The following is a 20,283-nucleotide window of genomic DNA, read 5'->3' on the forward strand; positions in this document are numbered from 1 at the left end:
AAGCAGAGGATCTAAAAAAACTCCCTCTATCATATATCAGCCTTGGTAGTTATATATTTTCATCGCTTTTAACGCAACTACATAAATACTTGATTTATGACTCTTGCAATCGCGATCGAATAATTAATTCCTGTAAAATTAGCTCAATTTCTGATAGAAACTGTATAAGTCGGAATTTGGTAGTTGGTAGTTGGTAGTTGGTAGTTGGTAGTTGCCCCGCGACTCACCTCAGCTCCCTCAGCTCTCTTTTCCCCTCGCTCCTCGCTCCTCACTCCTATTCCTAAAGACATGCGCTCAGGTTCGCAAAGAAATGTAAAAATAGATTAAGTACAGCAGCAACTCGTTCGCGCGATCGCCGGCTGCCGATCTCATCAGAGAACTATATAAATGTAGTGCATGAGTGGAAACAGCCCCCTGCAAATTTCCGATTGGTTTCTGGCTTCGATGGGAACCAAACAGTTTCTCTATTACGAAGACCGTATTCCTCGCGATAGTGCCGTGTTGGTCGTGAGCAATCACCGTAGCTTCATGGATGCACCGCTATTGATGAAGGCAGTGGAACGTCCAATCCGCTTTGCTTGCCATCATTACATGGGACAAGTACCAGTCATGCGCGAGATTGTCACGGGTCAATTAGGGTGTTTTCCTTTAGAGACCCCCCAATATCGCCAACAAAGCTTTTTTAATCAAGCGATTGAATTGCTGCAACATCGGCAAGTAGTGGGAGTCTTCCCTGAAGGGACAAAGCCAATGGTGCAATTTAGTCAACCTTACCAGATGCAAAAGTTTCAGCGCGGATTTGCTCACTTAGCAATTCGCGCAGCTGCGGGCGGAGAGATTCATAAACCAGTCAAGGACTTGGCAGTTTTACCAGTGGCGATCGCCTCTTTAGAAGAAGTTAACACCTCCGCCGTACCGCTACGGCTGCTGAGTGTATTTGACCCTTCAGAACCTTTATTCGATCGCGCTGGCTGGCATCCATTGGTAATTTATCGCCGCGTTGCCCTTCTCGTCGGTCGTCCCTTGTGGATTACGCCTCAGCAGGTGAAACAATATCAGGGCAAACAAGCAAAAGCTGTTGTATCAGAATTGACCGAGCGCTGCGAGACAGAAATCGAGACGCTGTTACGTCAAGGATGTTACTAGTTATGAATGATAAAGGAGCAGAGGAGCAATTCAAAATTCAAAATTCAAAATTCAAAATTCAAAATTCAAAATTCCCCGACTCCCGACTTCCTAGTAGGGGCGCACAGCAGCGCGCCCCTACCGACTCCCGACTCCCTACAACAACACCAATAGTGACCAACCGTCCCTGTTTCCTCAGTCCGAAAAAACTCCAGCCGGAGTATCCGCTATTCGTATTTTTACCAGGAATGGATGGAACGGGGCAGTTATTGCGATCGCAAACTGAAGGTTTAGAAGTTGCCTTTGACGTGCGTTGTTTGATGATTCCGCCAGAGGATGTGTCCGATTGGGATGTTTTGAGCGCGCAAGTGATTCAGCTGATTCACAAAGAACTTGCCAAAAATCCTCAAAGAGAAGTTTACTTGTGCGGGGAGTCATTCGGTGGCTGTCTAGCAATGAAAGTAGCAGTCAAAGCACCAGAGCTATTTAGCCGCATTATTTTGGTCAATCCTGCTTCTTCCGTACAACTTCGTCCTTTCTTGGCGTGGGGTTCGCAATTTGCAAATCTAGTGCCGTCTTGTTTCTTCCGATTTGGGGCAGTGGGATTGTTACCGTTTCTTGCCTCCTTGGGGAGAGTAACTAAAAGCGATCGTCGCGAAATGCTTAAAGTCATTCGTTCAGTACCCCCAGAAACAGTTCTCTGGCGAATTACTTTAGTCAGAGATTTTGATGTAGACGAAACACAGTTAAAGCAACTGACACAACCAATACTCATTATTGCCAGCGCTCAAGATCGTCTTTTACCCTCAATCACAGAAGCCGAACGATTGCTCGGAATTTTACCAAATTCCCGTTTAGTTGTCCTACCCTACAGCGGACACGCCTGCTTGCTCGAATCAGAGACAAATCTTTACGATGTCATGCGATCGCAGCATTTTTTAGATGCACATGTGGAGCAAATAGCTGCTCGTAAGTCGTAAGTCGTAAATCGTAAGTCGTAAATCGTAAGTCGTAAGTCAGAATGAACTGATAACTGATAACTGATAACTGATAACTGATAACTGATAAAAATGTAACGAATATTACAGAAATTTAGTTAGTTTTGATCGTGGAAGGATAGGCTAGAGATTAAGAGATAATCGATCGCAATTGGGCGATCGCAATTAAATAGAGGAAAAAATATGGTTTCTACATCACCACTGCCGCTAGAAACTCCCTCTCCGGCTCATATTTGCCCTTACGACCAAGCGTGTAGCTATCTAGAACAAGCAGCAAAAGAATTAAGGTTAGACCAAAACCTACTCGTGATGCTGAGTCACCCGCGCAAAGTTATCACCGTATCAATTCCAGTTAAACTCGATAGCGGTGAAGTGCAAGTACTGGCGGGGCATCGCGTACAGCATTGTGATATTTTAGGACCTTATAAAGGTGGAACTCGTTACCATCCAGCTGTAACGCTGCGAGAAGTTTCGGCATTGGCAATGTTGATGACATGGAAGTGTGCTTTGCTGGGCATTCCCTACGGTGGAGCAAAAGGCGGAATTGCGATCGATCCTAGTCGCTATAGTGTGGGAGAACTAGAACGCATTACCAGGCGTTATACGAGCGAACTGATCAAGGATATTGGACCATCTGTAGATATTCCCGCCCCAGACATGGGGACTTCCGCACGGGAAATGGCGTGGATGATGGATACGTATTCTGTCAACGTCGGTCACGCCGTACCGGGGATCGTGACTGGAAAGCCGATTTCGGTAGGTGGATCGCGGGGTCGGGAAATGGCAACGGGACGAGGTACAATGATTGCCGTACGAGAGGCACTTGCCGAACGGGGTAAGTCTTTGGCGGGATCGCGAATCGCGATTCAAGGTTTTGGGAATGTTGGCGGTGCGGCGGCTTTGTTACTCCATCAAGCAGGTGCAAAAGTTGTTGCTGTGTCTACTGGCGCTGGGGGAGTCTATGCCGAAAATGGTTTAGATATTCCCGCACTTAAGAGTTTTGCGGCTCAAAATCACCGCAGTTTGAAGGGTTTTCCCAACGCCATGCCAATTAGTAATGCTCAGTTGCTAACTTTGCCCTGCGACGTGCTGATTCCTGCTGCATTGGAAAATCAGATTACTGAAGATAATGCTAACCAAATTCAAGCTGAGATCGTCGCAGAAGCAGCGAATGGACCGACAACCCTAGAAGCAGACCGCATCTTAGAAGCGCGAGGGATAACAGTATTACCCGATATTCTGGCAAATGCTGGCGGAGTCGTGGTGAGTTACTTGGAATGGGTGCAAGGGCTGTCTTATGTATTTTGGGATGAGGAGCGCGTCAACCGAGAATTAGAACACTTGATGGTGCAAGCATATCAGCAAGTGTCTCAAAAATCTCGGCAGCGGGAAATATCCTTGCGAGGGGCTGCATATATGCTGGGTGTCGGTCGTGTTGCTCAAGCACTCAGCGATCGCGGTTTGTATCCATAATATTTTTATATCTAAATTCAGGCTTGTGTAGGGGCGCACAGACGTGCGCTTCTACTGTTATGAAGGCGTGATAGATCGTGCTTCTACAAAGCAAACTCATCAAACTTAACTACATCTGAACCCGGGGATCGCGTGTCAAATCGATAGCTGCTAATCGTACCTGTTGCCGTATTGAAAATACTAAAAACTGTAATATCGTTGCTGGCAATATAAGGCTGTGGTTCGCCGTCTTCACCTCGTAAAGGAGCAATCGTCGGTACTATAGGTTGTAATCCATTTGGATCGCCTAGCCCAATATAATCCTCATCATTGCCGGGTGGAACTTTTCGCCTTTTATTTCCCACAGATGCACCGTAAGTATTGCCAACATTCGATGTTTCTAAAAAGTGCGTACCATTGTTACTAATAAAACGATTCCAGAGATGAGAATGCCCGTAAAAAACTAATTGCACCCCAGCTGCCTCTAACAAAGGTACGACATCGCGAATGATGTAATCTGATTCTATAGGGTATTCGTATCGCACTGCTGTAAGGCTACCATCCGTAGCGCGATCGCGAATTTGTACCGGATCGGTATAAGCAGGAACGATATTATCTCCTAAAGAATGGGGCGGATGGTGGAACATGACAATCTTGTATTTCGCTTGTTGGAATTCCTGACTTTTAAGTTCCGCTTCCAACCAGTTATATTGCGGACTACCTTTGGCAATTTCACCAAAAATGACTTGTCCGTAGCCCCACTTTTCAGGGCGATCTAGATCTTGTTGGCGTTCTTGGTACTTTCCTCTTACATCTGGCGTGAGATTGTAAGACCGCCACATATTTGTCACGTACAGCACTACTAAGCGCACATCACCAAAAGTAATGGCGTAGTATGTCTTTCCGCCTGAACTCGTTTGAGGAAGCGTAAAAATTTCTTCGTATGTATTCGTATTAAAGGAACGATCCTTCAACCATTGTTCTGTTTGAGTTTCTGTTTGTTCAGAATAAAGTTTTTTAGCGATCGCGCGCGGAATAGAACTCTCGAATTCTTCATCCAAACTGCTACCACTGCCATATCTACCCATTACCTCATGATTGCCGATCGCGGGAAATATAGGAGCATTTTGAGCGATCGCCCCACCGCGATACACTGTCTTAGCAATCTCGTATTTTGCCCTTCCTTGCAAGCAGGGAAAAAACGCACCGCCACGATGATCGTCGAACCATTCGGAAGCGCGATCGGGAATATTAATTAAATCTCCAGCAAAGAAAACCCCATCTACTCTCCCTACCATCTCTACTACTTTTTGCAAGTTTGCTGCTGTCATCGGTTTGAGTTGATGATCCGAGGTGAGTAAAATTTTGAGTGCCGTTCCAGATTCAGGCAGGGAAGCAAGGGTATATTCACCGCTACTGACTGTCGTGCCATCTTCACGCACGCTAGACACGCGATAGGGGACGCGCACGCCAGCACTTAACCCCGTCACTTCTGCTTCGTGTCGCCAAATATCTCGCAGTTTGATGTTTTGGTATTGTTCGGTTTCAGTTAGTGCGCCGACATGGGACTCTCGATCTTCTCGCGTGCGGCTGAGTTTAACTGTAGAGGCGATCGCAGTTTGTTTCAGTCCTGCACCATAAGCAACCGCGTGCTGACTGCCTGCAAATTCTGTAAACCAAACCACCCGTACAGAGTTGGCAGTTGGTAGTTGTAAAAATGGCTCTGTAAGTAACTGGGGTGGTGCAGGTTGCATCGCTGGCTCTCTGTTGAGTAGCACTCCTAGCAGCGTCAGCATCAAGATTAGCAAAAAACCAATAATGGCGAAGATGGCAAAACGAAGCGCTTTCGGCAGTGCATTCCACCCGACTCTCGACTCTCCTAGCCTTGACCGAGTAGAAAACATCATTTCTTTAAAGTATAGTGGTGCATCTTCATCATTTCTTGATGACAGCAAGATAGAGTAAGTTTTACAGTTTATATAGAGTAAACAAGCAAAAGTTTACTAGACACCAAACCGAATATCCCCAGCTCTAATACTATACTTAAGTAATTATCGTTAAGCATAAACCCGTCGGTAATCTAATTTACCCACGGGTTTTATAATTTGTGGTCATCGATCCTTGGTCGTTTGTCTTTTGTGAGTCGTGAGTCACTGCTAACGCTAAATCAACCCTCCTAGAAACTCTACATAACTTATCAGAGTTGACTTGATAGCTGTCTTTGGCAATTCACAAATGACCAATGACAAAAGACGAATGACAAATTCTGTATCATAAACTACTGCAAGCAGGCACTCAGGTAATTGTTAAAATTAGTTACCAATAGCAGCGAGCTTTCTAGAAATCTTGCTGCCCCCACTTCTCTCTCTCATCTATATTTCAATCTACAGGAGTGTTTCGCGTGAATGCAGCCGAGCAAGCGATTAATCTGGAGTTTACAAGTAAGATTGCTACGGTGGTAAATTTACTCAAAGCAGAGTTTCCTGAAATTAGAGCCGATCTCAAACCTTGGACAAATGACCCAGAAACTTTGGAGTTGGTAGATCCAGACTCAATCGATATTGGCTTTCATTTTCCTGGTTGGAGTAAAGCGTTTCAGAGTCGCAGTATCTTAATTCAAATTCGGTTTTATCAAGATCCTCTTAGCGATGTCCGGCGTTGCATCGGCGTGGAAGCGGCTGGATTCGATCATCGTGGCAAACAGTGGCAATTTTCTACTGTTGAGGAATGGCGTTGTGAAGGCGAAATAAAACCCAAACCGGAATCTAGGGACAAGTTAAAGCAGATTTGCCGCAAGATCATGGAGGTATTTAATAGTCAAGGGAGTAGAGAGCAGTGACCAGTTACCAGTTACCAGTTACCAGTGACTAGTTACCATTTCATTCCGACTTCTGACTTCTGACTACTATTTTTTGAATTTTGAATTGCTCCCTCAATTCTCTTTCCCGACTTCCGACTCTCGACTCCCGACTTCCCCAGAAGCGCAGCCACAATCGGCAGTATATACTGTCTGATATGTCGTATCGCGTTTGCCAAATAGAGTGTAGCGGTTATCGCGAATTTGCTCGTAAGTGCGATCGCCGATCCATTTTAAGCCAGGTAGAGAACGATAAGCATTGACAAATATTTCACCCATCGGTAATAGTCTGCCAATTTCTTCAGCGGCAGCTGTACCTTGCCAACGACGATTGGGAGTATTAGCATCAATTAAAATCATCCCCAATTCGCAATCTTGAGATGTAATCCCCCACTGTTGCAAGGCAGTTTCATCTTGCATGGATACATAGCGAAATTTTTGTCCTTGGTCTAGTTTTTCTAATAATTGAACCAGAGTAGTACAAAGATTGCAATTGCCATCAAAGATAACGATATATTGGTTCATTGGCGTGGTAATAGGTAATGGGAAGTTGTAAGTCGTAAGTTGGAATTAGCTGATAACTGATAACTGATAACTGAATTAGATCCGAAAAACGGGCTGGTCGGGATGAGCGGGATTGGGAATTAAACGCTGATTTTTACAGTCTACTAGTAAATCTAATGTTTCTAATACAGTTTGACCAATTAAGACTTCATCCCCAGTTACTAACACCGCTTCAGTTGTTTCCCGTCCCATAATTTCAATAATTACAGGGCTAGTTATTCCTACCATTTCCTCTCTACCATCAGCATATTTCGCAAGCTGCTGAGCGCGAATTCTTAATCCTAATTGCTGCACGATCGCCATAGGTACAACAGTGCGAACTGCACCAGTGTCTACTAGTGCTTCAATCTCATACACGCGCAATCTATCGGGATTCAGTAATCCTCGACTAATTAAATCTTCATCAACAGCATTCGTAAGCTTGACTGGTACTCGGACTGCTCCCATATGCTCGCTAACTGCAACATCAATTCGATTGAAACTTATCATAATTTAATTGCCTCTCTCATAAAGACTTTACTTTTTGATGATTTTATGGTAGCTCTGACAAAATATATTAGGCAGACAATTTAGACGAAAAACAAGGTATAAATTAAGTAATTTGCATGAGTCTGTGCTGTTCGATTTTAGTGGCGGAAATAACTAAATAGATACTCTTAAAAGTTCGAGAGCTATATAGAAAACTCAGAAATAGAGTGTACGGGCTGGTCATAGTGTCCTCACAGCAAGCAGAAAAACGACATGAGCCAAGAAATCCTGGGAATTCACCATGTAACTGCGATCGCCTCAGACCCACAAAAAAATCTCAATTTCTACGCAGGGTTTTTGGGGCTGCGTCTAGTCAAAGTTACTGTCAATTTTGACGATCCTGAAACGTACCACTTCTATTACGGCGATGAATTAGGACGACCTGGTACGATTATGACGTTTTTTGTCTGGTCTGATGCGCCCAAGGGTCGCCAAGGAACGGGACAAGCGACGATTGTATCCTTTGCCATTCCCCAAGCATCGTTAGGTTATTGGATCGAGCGTTGTATTAAATATGGCATCCGCTATGAAAGTCCTGAAGAACGGTTTGGCGAGTCTGTCTTGAGTTTTAAAGACCCAGATGGATTGATGTTAGAACTAGTAGCTACAGCCAATCCTCAAACTTCGTCGCCTTGGTCTACTAGCGGCATTCCAGCAGAACACGCGATCCGGGGAATTCATACAGTCATGCTATGTGAGGATGGCTACGAACTGACGGCAAAGTTGCTGACAGAAACGCTGGGGTGGAATTTTCAGCAACAAGAAGGGAACATATTTCGCTACCAAATTGGGGCAGGAGGATCGGGAAAAATTGTCGATGTCAGGTGTGCGCCAGATTTTTGGAAAGGTGCGGTAGCAGTGGGGACAGTCCATCATGTAGCGTGGCGGACTCGTAACGATGAGGCACAAACAGCTTGGAGAAGCGCGATCGCTAATTTAGGATTTAACGTTACTCCAGTCTTAGATCGTCAGTATTTCCACTCAGTTTACTTTCAAGAACCAGGGGGAATTATTTTTGAATTAGCTACCGATGCCCCAGGTTTTACCGTTGATGAACCACCAGCAGAATTGGGAACTCACCTGATGCTACCCCCTTGGCTGGAAAAGAAACGGCAGCGCATTGAAGCAATTTTGCCATCACTATATCTACCGCAAACTGGTACTTCTCCGATTAGTAGCAGCGATGCCAAAGGCGGTTTGCGAAGCAACCATCGCCCTCAAACCCAACTCGGATTTACTCACCGTTTTATTCCTGCTGCCGAGCCAAATATACCTTACACTCTGCTACTGCTACACGGAACAGGAGGCGATGAAACCGATTTACTTTGGCTGGGGGAAGAATTAATCCCAGATGCAGGAATACTCAGCCCACGCGGTCAAGTTTTAGAAAATGGAATGCCGCGGTTTTTCCGGCGCTTGGCTGAAGGAGTATTCGATCCAGAAGACTTAAAATTCCGCACCCACGAACTTGCTAACTTTGTTGCCACTGCTGCTGACAGCTACGGATTTGAACCAGATCGAGTTGTTGCTGTAGGCTATTCCAATGGAGCAAATATCGCTGTCAGTATGTTGTTACTCCGTCCATACACCTTGAGTGCAGCAGTATTATTCCGTCCGATGGTTCCCCTCGAACCGTCACAACTACCTAGTCTTGCTGGTATCTCCATTTTTATTGCAGCCGGACGCAACGATTCTATTGTCAGTCCAGAAGAAACAGAACGATTAGTCAAAATATTGCAAACTGCTGGTGCTGATGTAACTCTCACTTGGCATCCTGGCGGACACGCCTTGAGTGGAGAAGACGTGCAAGCAGCTAAGCAATGGCTGTTGACAGTTATCAGTTGACAGTTGACAGTTATCAGTTGACAGTTGACAGTTATCAGTTGACAGTTGACAGTTATCAGTTGACAGTTGACAGTTATCAGTTGACAGTTATCAGTTAACCGTCAACTGTCAGCCGTCTTCACGTAGCTTGCTTCCCCGAAGGGGTACTGTAGCGAAGCGTTTACCATCAACAAACAACCATCAACAACAACCATCAACCAAATCATGACAACCAAGCCTGTCATTTTAACAGTTGACGACGATCCAGAAGTTTTGCAAGCGGTGGCGCGGGACTTGCGACGGGAATATGGCGATCGCTTCCGCGTTTTACGGGCAGAGTCTGGGGCAGTTGCTTTAGAGGCACTGCAACAGCTTAAACTGCGAAACGAGCCTGTAGCATTGTTTTTAGTAGACCAAAGAATGCCGCAAATGTCTGGGGTAGAGTTTCTGGAACAGGCTTTACAGATGTTTCCAGAGACGAAAAAGGCATTACTCACGGCGTATGCAGATACGGACGCAGCGATTCGCGCTATCAATACGACGCGGATCGATTATTACTTAATGAAGCCTTGGGACCCACCAGAGGAAAGGTTGTATCCAGTATTAGACGATCTCCTCGATGATTGGTTATCGCAATTCCGTCCGCCTTTTGATGGAATTCGGGTTATTGGCAATCGCTGGTCGCCTCATTCGCACGAAATTAAAGATTTTCTTGCCCGCAACCAATTGCCCTATCAGTGGTTAGATATTGAGTTATCAGAGGAAGCGCGAGATTTAGTTAAATATGCCGACTGCGATAAATTAAGTTTGCCGTTAGTGCTATTTTCGGATGGTTCCAGTTTGCTCAAACCCTCACCTTTGGAGGTTGCTGCCAAAATTGGGCTACAGACTCAAGCTGGAAAACCATTTTACGATCTGGCGATTGTAGGCGGAGGACCAGGAGGGTTAGCGGCTGCGGTTTATGGTGCTTCAGAGGGGTTGCACACGGTACTAATCGAACGAGAAGCCCCAGGTGGACAAGCAGGAACGAGTTCGCGGATTGAGAATTACTTGGGATTTCCCGTAGGTTTGAGTGGCGGTGATTTAGCTAGACGGGCAGTAACGCAGGCTAGACGCTTTGGTGTAGAGATTCTTAATCCCCAAGAAGTACAGGGAATTCGGATAGAAGATCCCTATCGGATTATAACTCTCGCCGATGGCAGCGAAATCAGCTGTCATGCTTTGATTTTGGCGTTGGGCGTTTCATGGCGACGGTTGAACGTCCCAGGAATGGATCGGCTGACTGGGGCGGGCGTGTACTATGGTGCGGCGCAAACCGAAGCCCTAGCTTGTCAAGGGGAAGAAGTCTATATCATTGGGGGTGCAAACTCCGCCGGACAAGGGGCAATGTATTTTTCGCGCTACGCCCAGCATGTGACGATGTTAGTACGGGGCGAGTCTCTTGCAAGTAGTATGTCGCAATACCTAATCGATCAAATTGCCGAGACACCAAATATTACAGTTAAGGTGCATTCCCAGGTGGTGGAGGTAAAAGGGGAGACAAATTTAGAGGCGATCGCGATTCAAAATACTCAAACAGGTGAAACTGAAGTCGTTCCTGCTAATTCTCTATTTATCTTCATCGGGGCTGTTCCCAGAACAGAATGGCTAGATGGAATTGTCACACGCGACGATCGCGGTTTTGTGCTGACTGGCACAGATCTCAGCCAGAACGGACACCGCCCGAAAGGATGGACGTTAGATCGAGAACCCTTTTTACTAGAAACTAACGTACCTGGGATTTTTGCCGTGGGTGATGTGCGCCACGGTTCGATTAAGCGGGTAGCTTCTAGCGTCGGTGAAGGATCGATTTGTGTCCAATTCATCCATCGTTATTTGAGTAATGTGCTGTAAATGGTAATGGGTAATAGGGAAGTTGTAGGGGCGGGTTTACCAAACAACTCTGACTCCGACAAAGATTATCTTGTAAACCCGCCCGTACGAAAGTCAAAATGATATGCGCTCAATTACCGATTTCCAATTTTTGAGCCAGGATAGAAGTAGAAATAGAGAGGTTATAGCTATGCGAAAAGTTAATCTTGTTGAAGCATCTCAACACTTATCAGAATTAATTGAAGCTGCAATGCGTGGAGAAGAAGTCATTATTACACAAGACGGACAGCCAGTAGTTCAGCTTGTACCAATACCGACAGAAAAAAAACGCTATCCTGCCAAAGCTGGAACTGCTGTAGGTTTAGTTACAATCGCAGAGGATTTTGACGATCCTCTGGAAGACTTTAAGGATTATATGTAATGAGGCTATTGCTGGATACTCATACATTTATTTGGTTTGTTACTAATAGCCCTAAACTTAGTATTTCAGTTAAAGAGTTTATTGAGGATGAGAATAACGAAAAGTTACTTAGTATAGCTAGTATCTGGGAGATGGCAATTAAACAAAGTACGGGCAAGCTAAGTTTTAGTCAACCATTTCAAGTATTTATCCAGCAGCAGCTTAGTCTCAATAGCATCAATGTACTGAATATCAATTTAAACCATCTGGCTGTAGTTGCATCCTTACCGCTTCACCATCGCGATCCGTTCGATCGCCTGTTAATTTCACAAGCTATGGTAGAACAATTACCAATATTGAGTATCGATTCTGCTTTTGATTCTTATCCAATTCAGAGGCTTTGGTAATGAGCGAACAATGCACGCACGCTAAGTTAACCCTACAACAAGTACCAATTTTTGCTCATTTAGATGACAAGCAATTACAGTGTTTAACTCAACTCGGGACGGAAATTCAACTCGATGCGGGTACGCAAATTGCCAAACAAGGAGATCCGCCAGATGGGTTTTATGTCATCTTAGAAGGAGTTACAGAATGGACGCGAACTGTAGACGGACAAGCAGCACATGCCGTCAATTTAGGTTCGGGAGAAGTATTTGCAGAATTGATTTTACTGCTAGATGAACCATATCCTACCAGCGGACGCGCCTTAACTCCGGTTACACTCTATAAACTCAATCCAGAAGCTTTTTGGCAAATGCTAGAAATCTGCCCTCAAGTATGGCGCAGTATTCTCAAAATTGCCACGCAGCGATCGCAACTTCACGAATCTGTCACCCAACAGCAAGCAAAATTAATTTCTCTTGGTACTTTATCGGCTGGATTGGCACATGAATTAAATAATCCGGCGGCGGCGGTGAAAAGAAATGTCCAGAATTTAGATGAAATTTTACAACAGTTACCAGCGTTAGCATTACAACTACATCAGCAACCTTTAAATAAAGAACAAATCGATTTTTTGTGCGAATTATATAAACAGGCGATCGCCACTGCAAAAACTTGTTCTCGTCGCGATCCAATTGCCCAAAGTGAAGCAGAAGATGAGGTTACTGATTGGTTGGACGATCGCCATGTTAAAGAAAGTTGGAAACTTGCCCCTACACTAGTTAACGCTGGAATTACAACAGAAAAGTTAGATGAAATTACAGCTCATATTACACCTGAATGTTTGAGTAGCGTATTACGATGGTTGGAAGCAACAGTCACGGGAAGCGGATTGTTATACGAATTACAACAAAGTTCGGGGCGAATTGGTGAATTAGTTAAAGCGATGAAAGAATATTCCTATATGGATCGCGCCCCCATTCAAGAAGTGGACGTTCATGAAGGGATTAATAGTACGTTAACGATTCTCAAATATAAATTAAAACAAGGCGTTAGCGTGCATAAAGAGTATGGGAATTTACCTAAAATTAGTGCATATGGAAGTCAATTAAATCAGGTATGGACGAATTTACTTGATAATGCGATCGATGCTACAGGTGGTAAAGGGCAGATTTGGATTAGGACTAGTCAAGAAGGCGATCGCGTTTTGGTAGAAATTATTGATAATGGGATCGGAATTAAACCAGAAATTCAATCGCGGATTTTCGAGCAGTTTTTTACTACTAAAGAAGTGGGAAAAGGAACAGGTTTAGGCTTAGATATTGTGCGGCGAATTATTGTCGGACAGCATAAAGGTGATATTAGATTTGAAACGAAACCAGGAGAGACAAAGTTTCAGGTTAGGTTGCCCATAAATTTGAATTAAAATATTCAGCTAAAAAAGCAGAAATAGAAGGTATTTTACTATCTAAGTAAAGTTCAGAGGGAAACAAGGAGAGAAAAATGCCTTCAGTTAAGCTAAACAATATTAATATGTACTATGAAGTACATGGAAGTGGAGAGTCTTTAGTTTTAATTCAAGGCTTAGCTCTAGATAGTAGTGCTTGGACAAATCAGATTTCTGTATTTTCTCAAAAGTACCAAGTGATTGTTTTTGATAATCGCGGTGTAGGGCAATCTGATTCTCCTAATATACCTTATTCCACTGAAATGATGGCTGACGATACAGTGGAATTGTTAAAATTTTTAAATATTAAAAATGCCCATATTTTAGGTTTTTCAATGGGCGGAGCGATCGCTCAACAAATTGCTTTAAAATATCCAGAAATTGTGAAAAGTCTGATTTTAGTAACGACAGCTGCTAAGTTTCCAGCTAGAGCTAGATATCTCACTAAATTATGGTTAAAAATGCTGGAAGAACAGGTTTCTACAGAAACCCGACTGCAAGAGATTTGTTTATGGGTGTTTACAGATGAATTTTTAGCAGATGAGGCGCGAGTTACAGCAGCGGTAAAACTGGGGTTGAATCATCCACATCCTCAACCAAAGCACGGCTTTGCAGGACAAATCGTTGCTCTTTTAGAACACAATACGCGAAATAAACTCAATCAAATCTCCGTTCCTACTTTGGTACTTATTGGTAAAGATGAAATATTTATTCCTTTAAATTTTTCTGAGGAGTTAGCCGCAAATATTCCTAATGCAGAATTAGTCATATCGGAAAAAGGTGGACATAATTATTGGATGGAATTTCCAGAAATATTTAATCGAGCAGTCATGCAATTTTTAGCTAAAGTAGCTTAAAAGCGATCGCGATGACAAATATATTAAAAATTTAAGAATTGTTTGTTTCCAAAATTTAATTTTGACCTTTAACTTTTGACTTTTGACTTACTATGACTAACACTCAAAATCCTCCCCGCCAGCAACTCAATATAAAAGACGCACTCCGCCAAGTACCGCTATTTGTCAAATTACCAGAAACAGAATTGCAGTGGATGTGCGATCGCGGACAAGAAGTATGGCGAGAACCAGGAGAAGTTCACCGTCAAGAAGGAGATCCAGCCGATTGCGTATTTATCTTACTTGAAGGAGAAATTCGGATTACCCAGCAAGTCGGGAACCAGCAACTCGTTTTAGCTACCTACGACACGCAAACCCTATTTGGCGAATTACCCGTGTTAATGGGACAAGATACCTATTGGGCAAGTGGAATTTCCGTTAAGCGATCGCGTATTTTTGAATTACCAAAAGACGCATTTTGGCGCTTACTATCTACCTGTTCCTGCGTCACTGCCTCTATTCTCAGCACGATGGCACAGCGAATGCAAACGGTACAAACTATCGCCCAGCAACGGGAAAAATTAGCCGCTTTGGGGACGTTAGCCGCCGGACTCGCCCATGAAATGAACAATCCCGCCGCCGCCGTCAGACGCAGTGCCAAACACTTACACGAACTTTGGCAAGATATACCTTGCTTCACTTTAAAGCTGAAGCAGCAGATGACAAACGAACAACTCGGCTTTTTGATTGATATGCAGTGCGAGGCGGTGCAACGGGCGCAAAATATCTCTGCCCTCGATCCACTAACGCAAAGCGATCGCGAGGATGAAATAGCTGAGTGGCTGACAACCCATCAAGTAGAAAATAGTTGGCAACTCGCCCCCATTTTAGTTGGAACTGGGTTAGATTCAACTTGGCTAGAAAGCATCGCCCAGAAAATACCTACCGATGCCCTATCTGGGGCGATCGCGTGGTTGACTGCATCTCTTACAGGTGTTGGGGCAATTGAAGAAATCGATCGCTGTGCCGATCGCATTTCTCAGTTAGTCCAGGCAATTAAAGATTACTCTTACATGGATCGCGCCCCCCTACAAGACGTAGACGTACACCAAGGGCTAGAAAGCACTGTGACAATTTTGAGTCACAAACTCAAAGGTGGCGTAACTGTAATCCGCAACTACGATCGCAACGTGCCGCGAATTGTCGGTTATGGTGGGGCATTAAATCAAGTGTGGACGAACCTAATTGATAATGCGATCGATGCCATGCAAGGACAGGGTAAGATTTGGCTGCGGACTTGGCAAGAACACGACCATATCGTAGTCGAAATTGCCGACAACGGATCGGGCATTCCTTTGAATATTCAGTCCCGCATTTTCGAGCCATTTTTCACCACCAAAGGCGTAGGACAAGGCACAGGACTGGGTTTGGATGTCACGTATCGGATTATTGTAGGCAAGCACCACGGCGACATCAATTTTACGTCAAAGCCTGGAGACACCTGTTTTCGAGTACGTTTACCGATCGCAGCTTCATAATTCCCTAAACCAAAACAAAAGCCCCTTTATAAAACAAGTCAAAAGTCAAAAGTTAAAAGTCAAAAGTTAAAAGTCAAAACAAAAGCCCCCCTTTTTAAGGGGGGTTGGGGGGATCTAACCTGTGGCAAAAACCAACAGAATCAATGTTACAAAGGTACAAACTTACAGCGTTGGCACGTACTGCTGTTTTTCAGGTACGTCGGTGTATTCAGCCACAATCTGACGAAACTCTTCGCCGTCAATGGTTTCTTTTTCGATCAACAAATCGACTAAACGATCTGTGACGGTGCGATTGTCGCGGATGAGTTTCTTCGCCAACTCATAGCAATCTTCGACAATAGCGCGAACTTGTGTATCGATGCGAGAAGCGATCGCGTCTGAGTAATCGGAACGAGTCATCAAGTCACGACCCAAAAACACCTCTGAATTTTGGCTATCCAACGCCAAGGGACCCAAATCTGACATCCCAAATTTTGTCACCATCTGCCGCGCCATTCCCGTCACCTGTTGCAAGTCGTTACCCGCACCAGTTGTGACTTCCGCCGTACCAAAGATGATATCTTCAGCGGCTCTACCACCCAAAGCGCCGCTAATTCTAGCTTTGAGCTGCGATCGCGAGATCAATCCTTGTTCTTCGCTAGGAGTAAACCAAGTCAAACCTTGGGCTTGTCCGCGTGGTACTAGCGTTACTTTCTGCACCGGATCGTGGTCTTTAATCAGCGTACCGATCAAAGCGTGTCCGATTTCGTGATAAGCAATCAATCGCTTGCTCTTACTGTCTACCAACGGCGTGCCTTCCATCCCTGCCACAACGCGGTCTACAGCGTCGTCAATTTCTAACAAGGTGATAGCGTCTTTGCGCCGTCTGGCGGTTAAAATAGCAGCTTCATTCAGCAAGTTAGCTAAGTCTGCCCCTGTAAAGCCAGGAGTGCGGCGAGAAATTGCTTCTAAAGATACAGTTTCAGCAAGTTTCTTATTTCTGGCGTGGACTTTTAAAATCTCCAAACGCCCTTTAATGTCTGGTGCATCTACTGTAACTTGGCGATCGAAACGACCAGGACGTAACAATGCAGCATCGAGTACGTCAGGACGGTTGGTAGCAGCGATGATAATAATCCCTGTATTGCCTTCAAACCCGTCCATTTCGGTGAGTAATTGGTTGAGAGTTTGCTCTCTCTCATCGTTTCCACCACCAATTCCCGCACCTCTTTGTCTGCCTACCGCATCAATTTCATCAATGAAGATCAAACAAGGAGCGTTGTCTTTGGCTTTCTTAAATAAATCCCGTACCCGCGATGCACCTACACCGACGAACATTTCGACGAATTCGCTACCGGAGATGCTGAAAAACGGGACTCCTGCTTCCCCAGCGATCGCTTTTGCTAGCAAAGTTTTCCCTGTTCCTGGGGGTCCTACTAACAGTACGCCTTTGGGAATGCGTGCGCCAACAGCGGTGAAGCGTTCTGGCTGTTTGAGGAAGGTGACAACTTCTTGTAACTCTTCTTTGGCTTCGTCAATTCCCGCTACGTCATCAAATTTTATGCCCGTCTTGGCTTCCATTTGGAATCTAGCACGGGATTTGCCAAAGTTAAGTGCTTGCCCTGGTCCACCCGGAATATTACTAGAGCGACGGAATAAGAAGAACAGCCCACCAATCAACAGCACGGGGAAAATCAGATTACCCAGTAAACCCCAAATTGCCCCGTCATTTCGCATCGGGTGAGAATCAAAGCTCACATTTCCCGCTCTGAGTTTAGCAATCACTTCGGGAGCGCTGTATGGCAGGTCTACCCGCAGCCTTTGAACGCGATTGTCCAGTTCTGGATCGACTGCCTCTACAATTGCCGTCCGTCCGCCTTCATATAGGTCTACACTAGTGACGCGACCAGCATCTAGATATTCTAGAAAACGACCGTAAGTCATCCGAGTACTGGCGGCGTTCTTGCTCATATCAGCAGGAGCGCCAGCAAATGCCCCCTGCCAGAAGAAAAAGCCGATCACGAGAGCAGGCAGTGTCCACAGTACTAGGACTCTCCAAGAAAATTTCATCAGTTAGTTGCCTCTAGGTGTAGATACAACAAATCAGTTTGACTACAGGCGGGCGCTTTTATCCCGTAAACATATAGTCCTTAAACAGATATTGTTAACTTTTCTTTCAATCAGTAAATCTTCTAGTGTATGAAGATACTGACAGTAGTTTGATTACTATCTTAATCAAATTTAACGTAATTTTAAGCGATCGCGCTAATTCAGTGACCAGTTATCAGTGACCAGTGACTAAACAATGCGCAATGCACGACTAATTCCGATAATTCCGAATTCTTCCCTCACTCCTCGCCCCTCGCTCCTCGCTCCTTAATTCATCTACCATGTAGAGAGATGTAAACAAATGTAAAGAAAGATGCAAGATAAGGTGGTTGTAGTTGTCGGTGCAACTGGGGGTATTGGTTCGGCTTTAACTCGCAAACTAGCTCCAACTGGAGCGCGTCTGGTGTTGGCAGCTAGAAACAGCAGCGCGCTGCAAGACTTGGCAACACAGTTGTCAATTAAGTCAGTATTGACTGTTCCCACAGATATCACCGCTCGCGCCTCGGTAAATGCCCTAATGGAGCAAACTACGGCTCAGTTTGGAAAAATTGATGCTTTAGTGAATGCAGCTGGTGCAGGAATATTAAAGCCTTACAATGCTCTAGAACCAGCCGATCTAGAAGCGATGTTAGACCTAAACTTGAAGGGTAGTTTCTACACCTGCCAAGCCGCAGCTGAATTAATGCAACGGCAGAAATCTGGTCATATTTGTAACGTAGTGGGAATTTTGGGCAAGCATTCAATGGCAATGGCAGCAGCATACAGCGCTTCCAAGTTTGGTGTAGTTGGTTTCAGCAAATGCATGGCGGAAGAGTTGAAGCGTTTTGGTGTGAAGTTCACGCTATTCTATTTTGGTGGTGTAGACTCTCCCTTCTGGGACAACGTACAGCTAAAAGTCGATCGCAAAAAAATGCTCAGTACCGAAACTGCTGCCAATGCTATCTTTTATGCCCTCCAAGCAGAACCACAAGCAGTCCCGATGGAAATTAATATTCAGCCAGACAGTCACTTGTTTTTTTAGGGAGCAGGGAGCAGGGGAAGAAAGCAGAGGGAGCAGAGAGGAGCAACTACCAATTACCAAGTACCAATAACCACTCTTCACTACTCCCTGCTCCCTACTCCCTACTCCCTAATTATGCAATTCTTGCTTAAGAGCGAATAGTAAATTCAGCAAAACAGGCAAAATTTACAAAGAGATAGGCTGTGATGCTGAATTTTCAAAAAATATGAAAATCGATCGGATTCACTTCTACGTAGAAGATGCAAAAGCTTGGCGTGACTGGTTTGTCAACAAATTAGGCTTTCAAACTGTAGCTAGTTACAGCCGCGATCGCTACACCGATACAGAAGTGGTGAAGAGTGGTTTCGTCTGCTTCGCTCTATCGTCACCGCGATCGCATTTCAGTCCAGTTTGGCAGTTTTTGCGCCACCATCCTCCTGGTGTGGCGGATGTCGCCTTTGTTGTAGAAGATCTCGAAGCGATCGTCCAAAAGGCGATCGCTCACGACGCAAAAGTCTTACAACCCCCACAATTACAGCAAGGCTACAAGTGGAGCAAAATTTCTGCCTGGGGTTCTCTGGCTCATACTTTGATCGAAAGACAGGGGGACAAGGGAGAAGTCAAAAGTCAAAAGTCAAAAGTCAAATTTTCCCGCTCCCGACTCCCGACTCCCGACTCCCGACTCGCCATCACAGGTATCGATCACATCGTATTAAACGTTGCTGCGGGGGATTTGGAGACGGCTGTGGCATGGTATGAAGAGATTTTGGGTTTTCGCTCTCAGCAGGCTTTTACTATTCAAACCGATCGCTCTGCCTTGCATAGTCAGGTAATGGTTTCTAGTAATAGCTGCGTTCAGTTTCCAATCAATCAACCTGCATCGCCTAATTCGCAAATTCAGGAATTTTTAGATTGCAATCAAGGTGCGGGAATTCAACACATCGCCCTCAAAACTAGCAACATCATCGAAGCGATCGCGCAATTTCGCAATAACGGCGTATCTTTTCTTTCAGTTCCTCCTACTTACTACACTCAGCTACAGCAGCGTTTGGGATTACCAATATCATTTCCCATCTCAGTTGACGAGTTACAAGCGATCGCCCAACAGCAAATTTTAGTTGACTGGCAAGATTCCCACCCCGATGCTTTGCTGCTACAAACTTTTACTCACCCCATTTTTACCCAACCAACTTTCTTTTTTGAAATTATCGAACGCCGCTCCCAAGCCACGGGTTTTGGCGAAGGTAATTTTCGCGCTCTGTTTGAAGCGATCGAACGAGAACAGATGAAACGGGGTAGCCTTCAAGATCGGGAGTTGGGAGTTGGAAGTCGGGAGTCGGGGGAAGAGAGCTGAGGGAGAAAGAGCAACT

18 protein-coding genes are annotated in these 20,283 nt (G+C 44.9%); 13 read left to right on the forward strand and 5 right to left on the reverse strand.

Annotated features, from left to right (window positions below; all coding sequences use genetic code 11):
- Positions 1–143: 143 nt before the first annotated feature.
- Complete coding sequence (locus QH73_RS17770) at positions 144–290, reverse strand: hypothetical protein (RefSeq protein ID WP_165587727.1); 147 nt, start codon at positions 288–290, stop codon at positions 144–146.
- 106 nt (positions 291–396) lie between these two features.
- Between QH73_RS17770 and QH73_RS17775 the strand changes: the two genes are divergently transcribed.
- From QH73_RS17775 to QH73_RS17790, 3 genes are all read left to right on the forward strand, one after another.
- Positions 397–1,146 carry a lysophospholipid acyltransferase family protein gene (locus QH73_RS17775; protein ID WP_039716076.1) on the forward strand — a complete coding sequence of 250 codons (750 nt, stop codon included), beginning with the start codon at positions 397–399 and terminating at the stop codon, positions 1,144–1,146.
- A gap of 2 nt (positions 1,147–1,148) precedes the next feature.
- Positions 1,149–2,105 carry an alpha/beta fold hydrolase gene (locus QH73_RS17785; protein WP_201278210.1) on the forward strand — a complete coding sequence of 319 codons (957 nt, stop codon included), beginning with the start codon at positions 1,149–1,151 and terminating at the stop codon, positions 2,103–2,105.
- Between the two features lie 201 nt (positions 2,106–2,306).
- Entirely contained in the window at positions 2,307–3,596 is a 1,290-nt protein-coding gene (locus QH73_RS17790) for a Glu/Leu/Phe/Val family dehydrogenase (RefSeq protein WP_039716075.1), read from the forward strand.
- An 83-nt stretch (positions 3,597–3,679) separates the two neighbouring features.
- Here the strand turns inward: QH73_RS17790 and QH73_RS17795 are convergent, their stop codons facing one another.
- Complete coding sequence (locus tag QH73_RS17795) at positions 3,680–5,371, reverse strand: purple acid phosphatase family protein (RefSeq protein WP_201278228.1); 1,692 nt, start codon at positions 5,369–5,371, stop codon at positions 3,680–3,682.
- Between the two features lie 605 nt (positions 5,372–5,976).
- Here QH73_RS17795 and QH73_RS17800 point away from each other — a divergent pair.
- Positions 5,977–6,414 carry a Tery_1686 family protein gene (locus tag QH73_RS17800; RefSeq protein WP_039717564.1) on the forward strand — a complete coding sequence of 146 codons (438 nt, stop codon included), beginning with the start codon at positions 5,977–5,979 and terminating at the stop codon, positions 6,412–6,414.
- A 93-nt stretch (positions 6,415–6,507) separates the two neighbouring features.
- Here QH73_RS17800 and QH73_RS17805 read toward each other — a convergent pair whose 3' ends face one another.
- Both QH73_RS17805 and QH73_RS17810 read right to left on the reverse strand, forming a co-directional pair.
- Complete coding sequence (locus tag QH73_RS17805; RefSeq protein WP_039716074.1) at positions 6,508–6,957, reverse strand: thiol-disulfide oxidoreductase DCC family protein; 450 nt, start codon at positions 6,955–6,957, stop codon at positions 6,508–6,510.
- 75 nt (positions 6,958–7,032) lie between these two features.
- The gene (locus QH73_RS17810) at positions 7,033–7,485 is read right to left on the reverse strand and encodes a clan AA aspartic protease (RefSeq protein WP_039716073.1); all 453 of its coding nucleotides are present in this window, start codon (positions 7,483–7,485) and stop codon (positions 7,033–7,035) included.
- Positions 7,486–7,737: 252 nt separating this feature from the next.
- Between QH73_RS17810 and QH73_RS17815 the strand changes: the two genes are divergently transcribed.
- The 7 genes from QH73_RS17815 (at position 7,738) to QH73_RS17845 (ending at position 15,825) form a co-directional block, all read left to right on the forward strand.
- Complete coding sequence (locus tag QH73_RS17815) at positions 7,738–9,369, forward strand: VOC family protein (RefSeq protein WP_052290106.1); 1,632 nt, start codon at positions 7,738–7,740, stop codon at positions 9,367–9,369.
- A gap of 204 nt (positions 9,370–9,573) precedes the next feature.
- Positions 9,574–11,241 (forward strand): FAD-dependent oxidoreductase, encoded by a 1,668-nt coding sequence (locus QH73_RS17820; protein WP_039716072.1) that lies wholly within the window; start codon positions 9,574–9,576, stop codon positions 11,239–11,241.
- A 169-nt stretch (positions 11,242–11,410) separates the two neighbouring features.
- Complete coding sequence (locus QH73_RS17825) at positions 11,411–11,641, forward strand: type II toxin-antitoxin system Phd/YefM family antitoxin (protein WP_039716071.1); 231 nt, start codon at positions 11,411–11,413, stop codon at positions 11,639–11,641.
- Entirely contained in the window at positions 11,641–12,027 is a 387-nt protein-coding gene (locus QH73_RS17830; RefSeq protein WP_039716070.1) for a type II toxin-antitoxin system VapC family toxin, read from the forward strand. Before QH73_RS17825 ends, QH73_RS17830 begins: the two co-directional genes overlap by 1 nt.
- Positions 12,027–13,430: an ATP-binding protein gene (locus QH73_RS17835; RefSeq protein WP_039716069.1), complete on the forward strand. Its 1,404-nt coding sequence runs from the start codon at positions 12,027–12,029 to the stop codon at positions 13,428–13,430. The genes QH73_RS17830 and QH73_RS17835 overlap by 1 nt, the downstream gene beginning before the upstream one ends.
- Before the next feature lie 77 nt (positions 13,431–13,507).
- Positions 13,508–14,308 carry an alpha/beta fold hydrolase gene (locus QH73_RS17840; protein ID WP_039716068.1) on the forward strand — a complete coding sequence of 267 codons (801 nt, stop codon included), beginning with the start codon at positions 13,508–13,510 and terminating at the stop codon, positions 14,306–14,308.
- 92 nt (positions 14,309–14,400) lie between these two features.
- Positions 14,401–15,825 (forward strand): ATP-binding protein, encoded by a 1,425-nt coding sequence (locus QH73_RS17845; RefSeq protein WP_132867344.1) that lies wholly within the window; start codon positions 14,401–14,403, stop codon positions 15,823–15,825.
- 162 nt (positions 15,826–15,987) lie between these two features.
- On the opposite strand, the gene ftsH2 is transcribed toward QH73_RS17845, so the two are convergent.
- Positions 15,988–17,874 carry an ATP-dependent zinc metalloprotease FtsH2 gene (gene ftsH2 / locus QH73_RS17850; protein WP_039716067.1) on the reverse strand — a complete coding sequence of 629 codons (1,887 nt, stop codon included), beginning with the start codon at positions 17,872–17,874 and terminating at the stop codon, positions 15,988–15,990.
- A 352-nt stretch (positions 17,875–18,226) separates the two neighbouring features.
- Here ftsH2 and QH73_RS17855 point away from each other — a divergent pair, with 352 nt between their 5' ends.
- Both QH73_RS17855 and hppD read left to right on the forward strand, forming a co-directional pair.
- Positions 18,227–18,934 carry an SDR family oxidoreductase gene (locus QH73_RS17855; protein WP_039716066.1) on the forward strand — a complete coding sequence of 236 codons (708 nt, stop codon included), beginning with the start codon at positions 18,227–18,229 and terminating at the stop codon, positions 18,932–18,934.
- Positions 18,935–19,139: 205 nt separating this feature from the next.
- Entirely contained in the window at positions 19,140–20,267 is a 1,128-nt protein-coding gene (gene hppD, locus QH73_RS17860; protein ID WP_052290104.1) for a 4-hydroxyphenylpyruvate dioxygenase, read from the forward strand.
- Positions 20,268–20,283 lie beyond the last annotated feature (16 nt).

The sequence above is a fragment of the Scytonema millei VB511283 genome (assembly GCF_000817735.3).
In the GTDB taxonomy this organism is placed as follows: domain Bacteria; phylum Cyanobacteriota; class Cyanobacteriia; order Cyanobacteriales; family Chroococcidiopsidaceae; genus Chroococcidiopsis; species Chroococcidiopsis millei_B.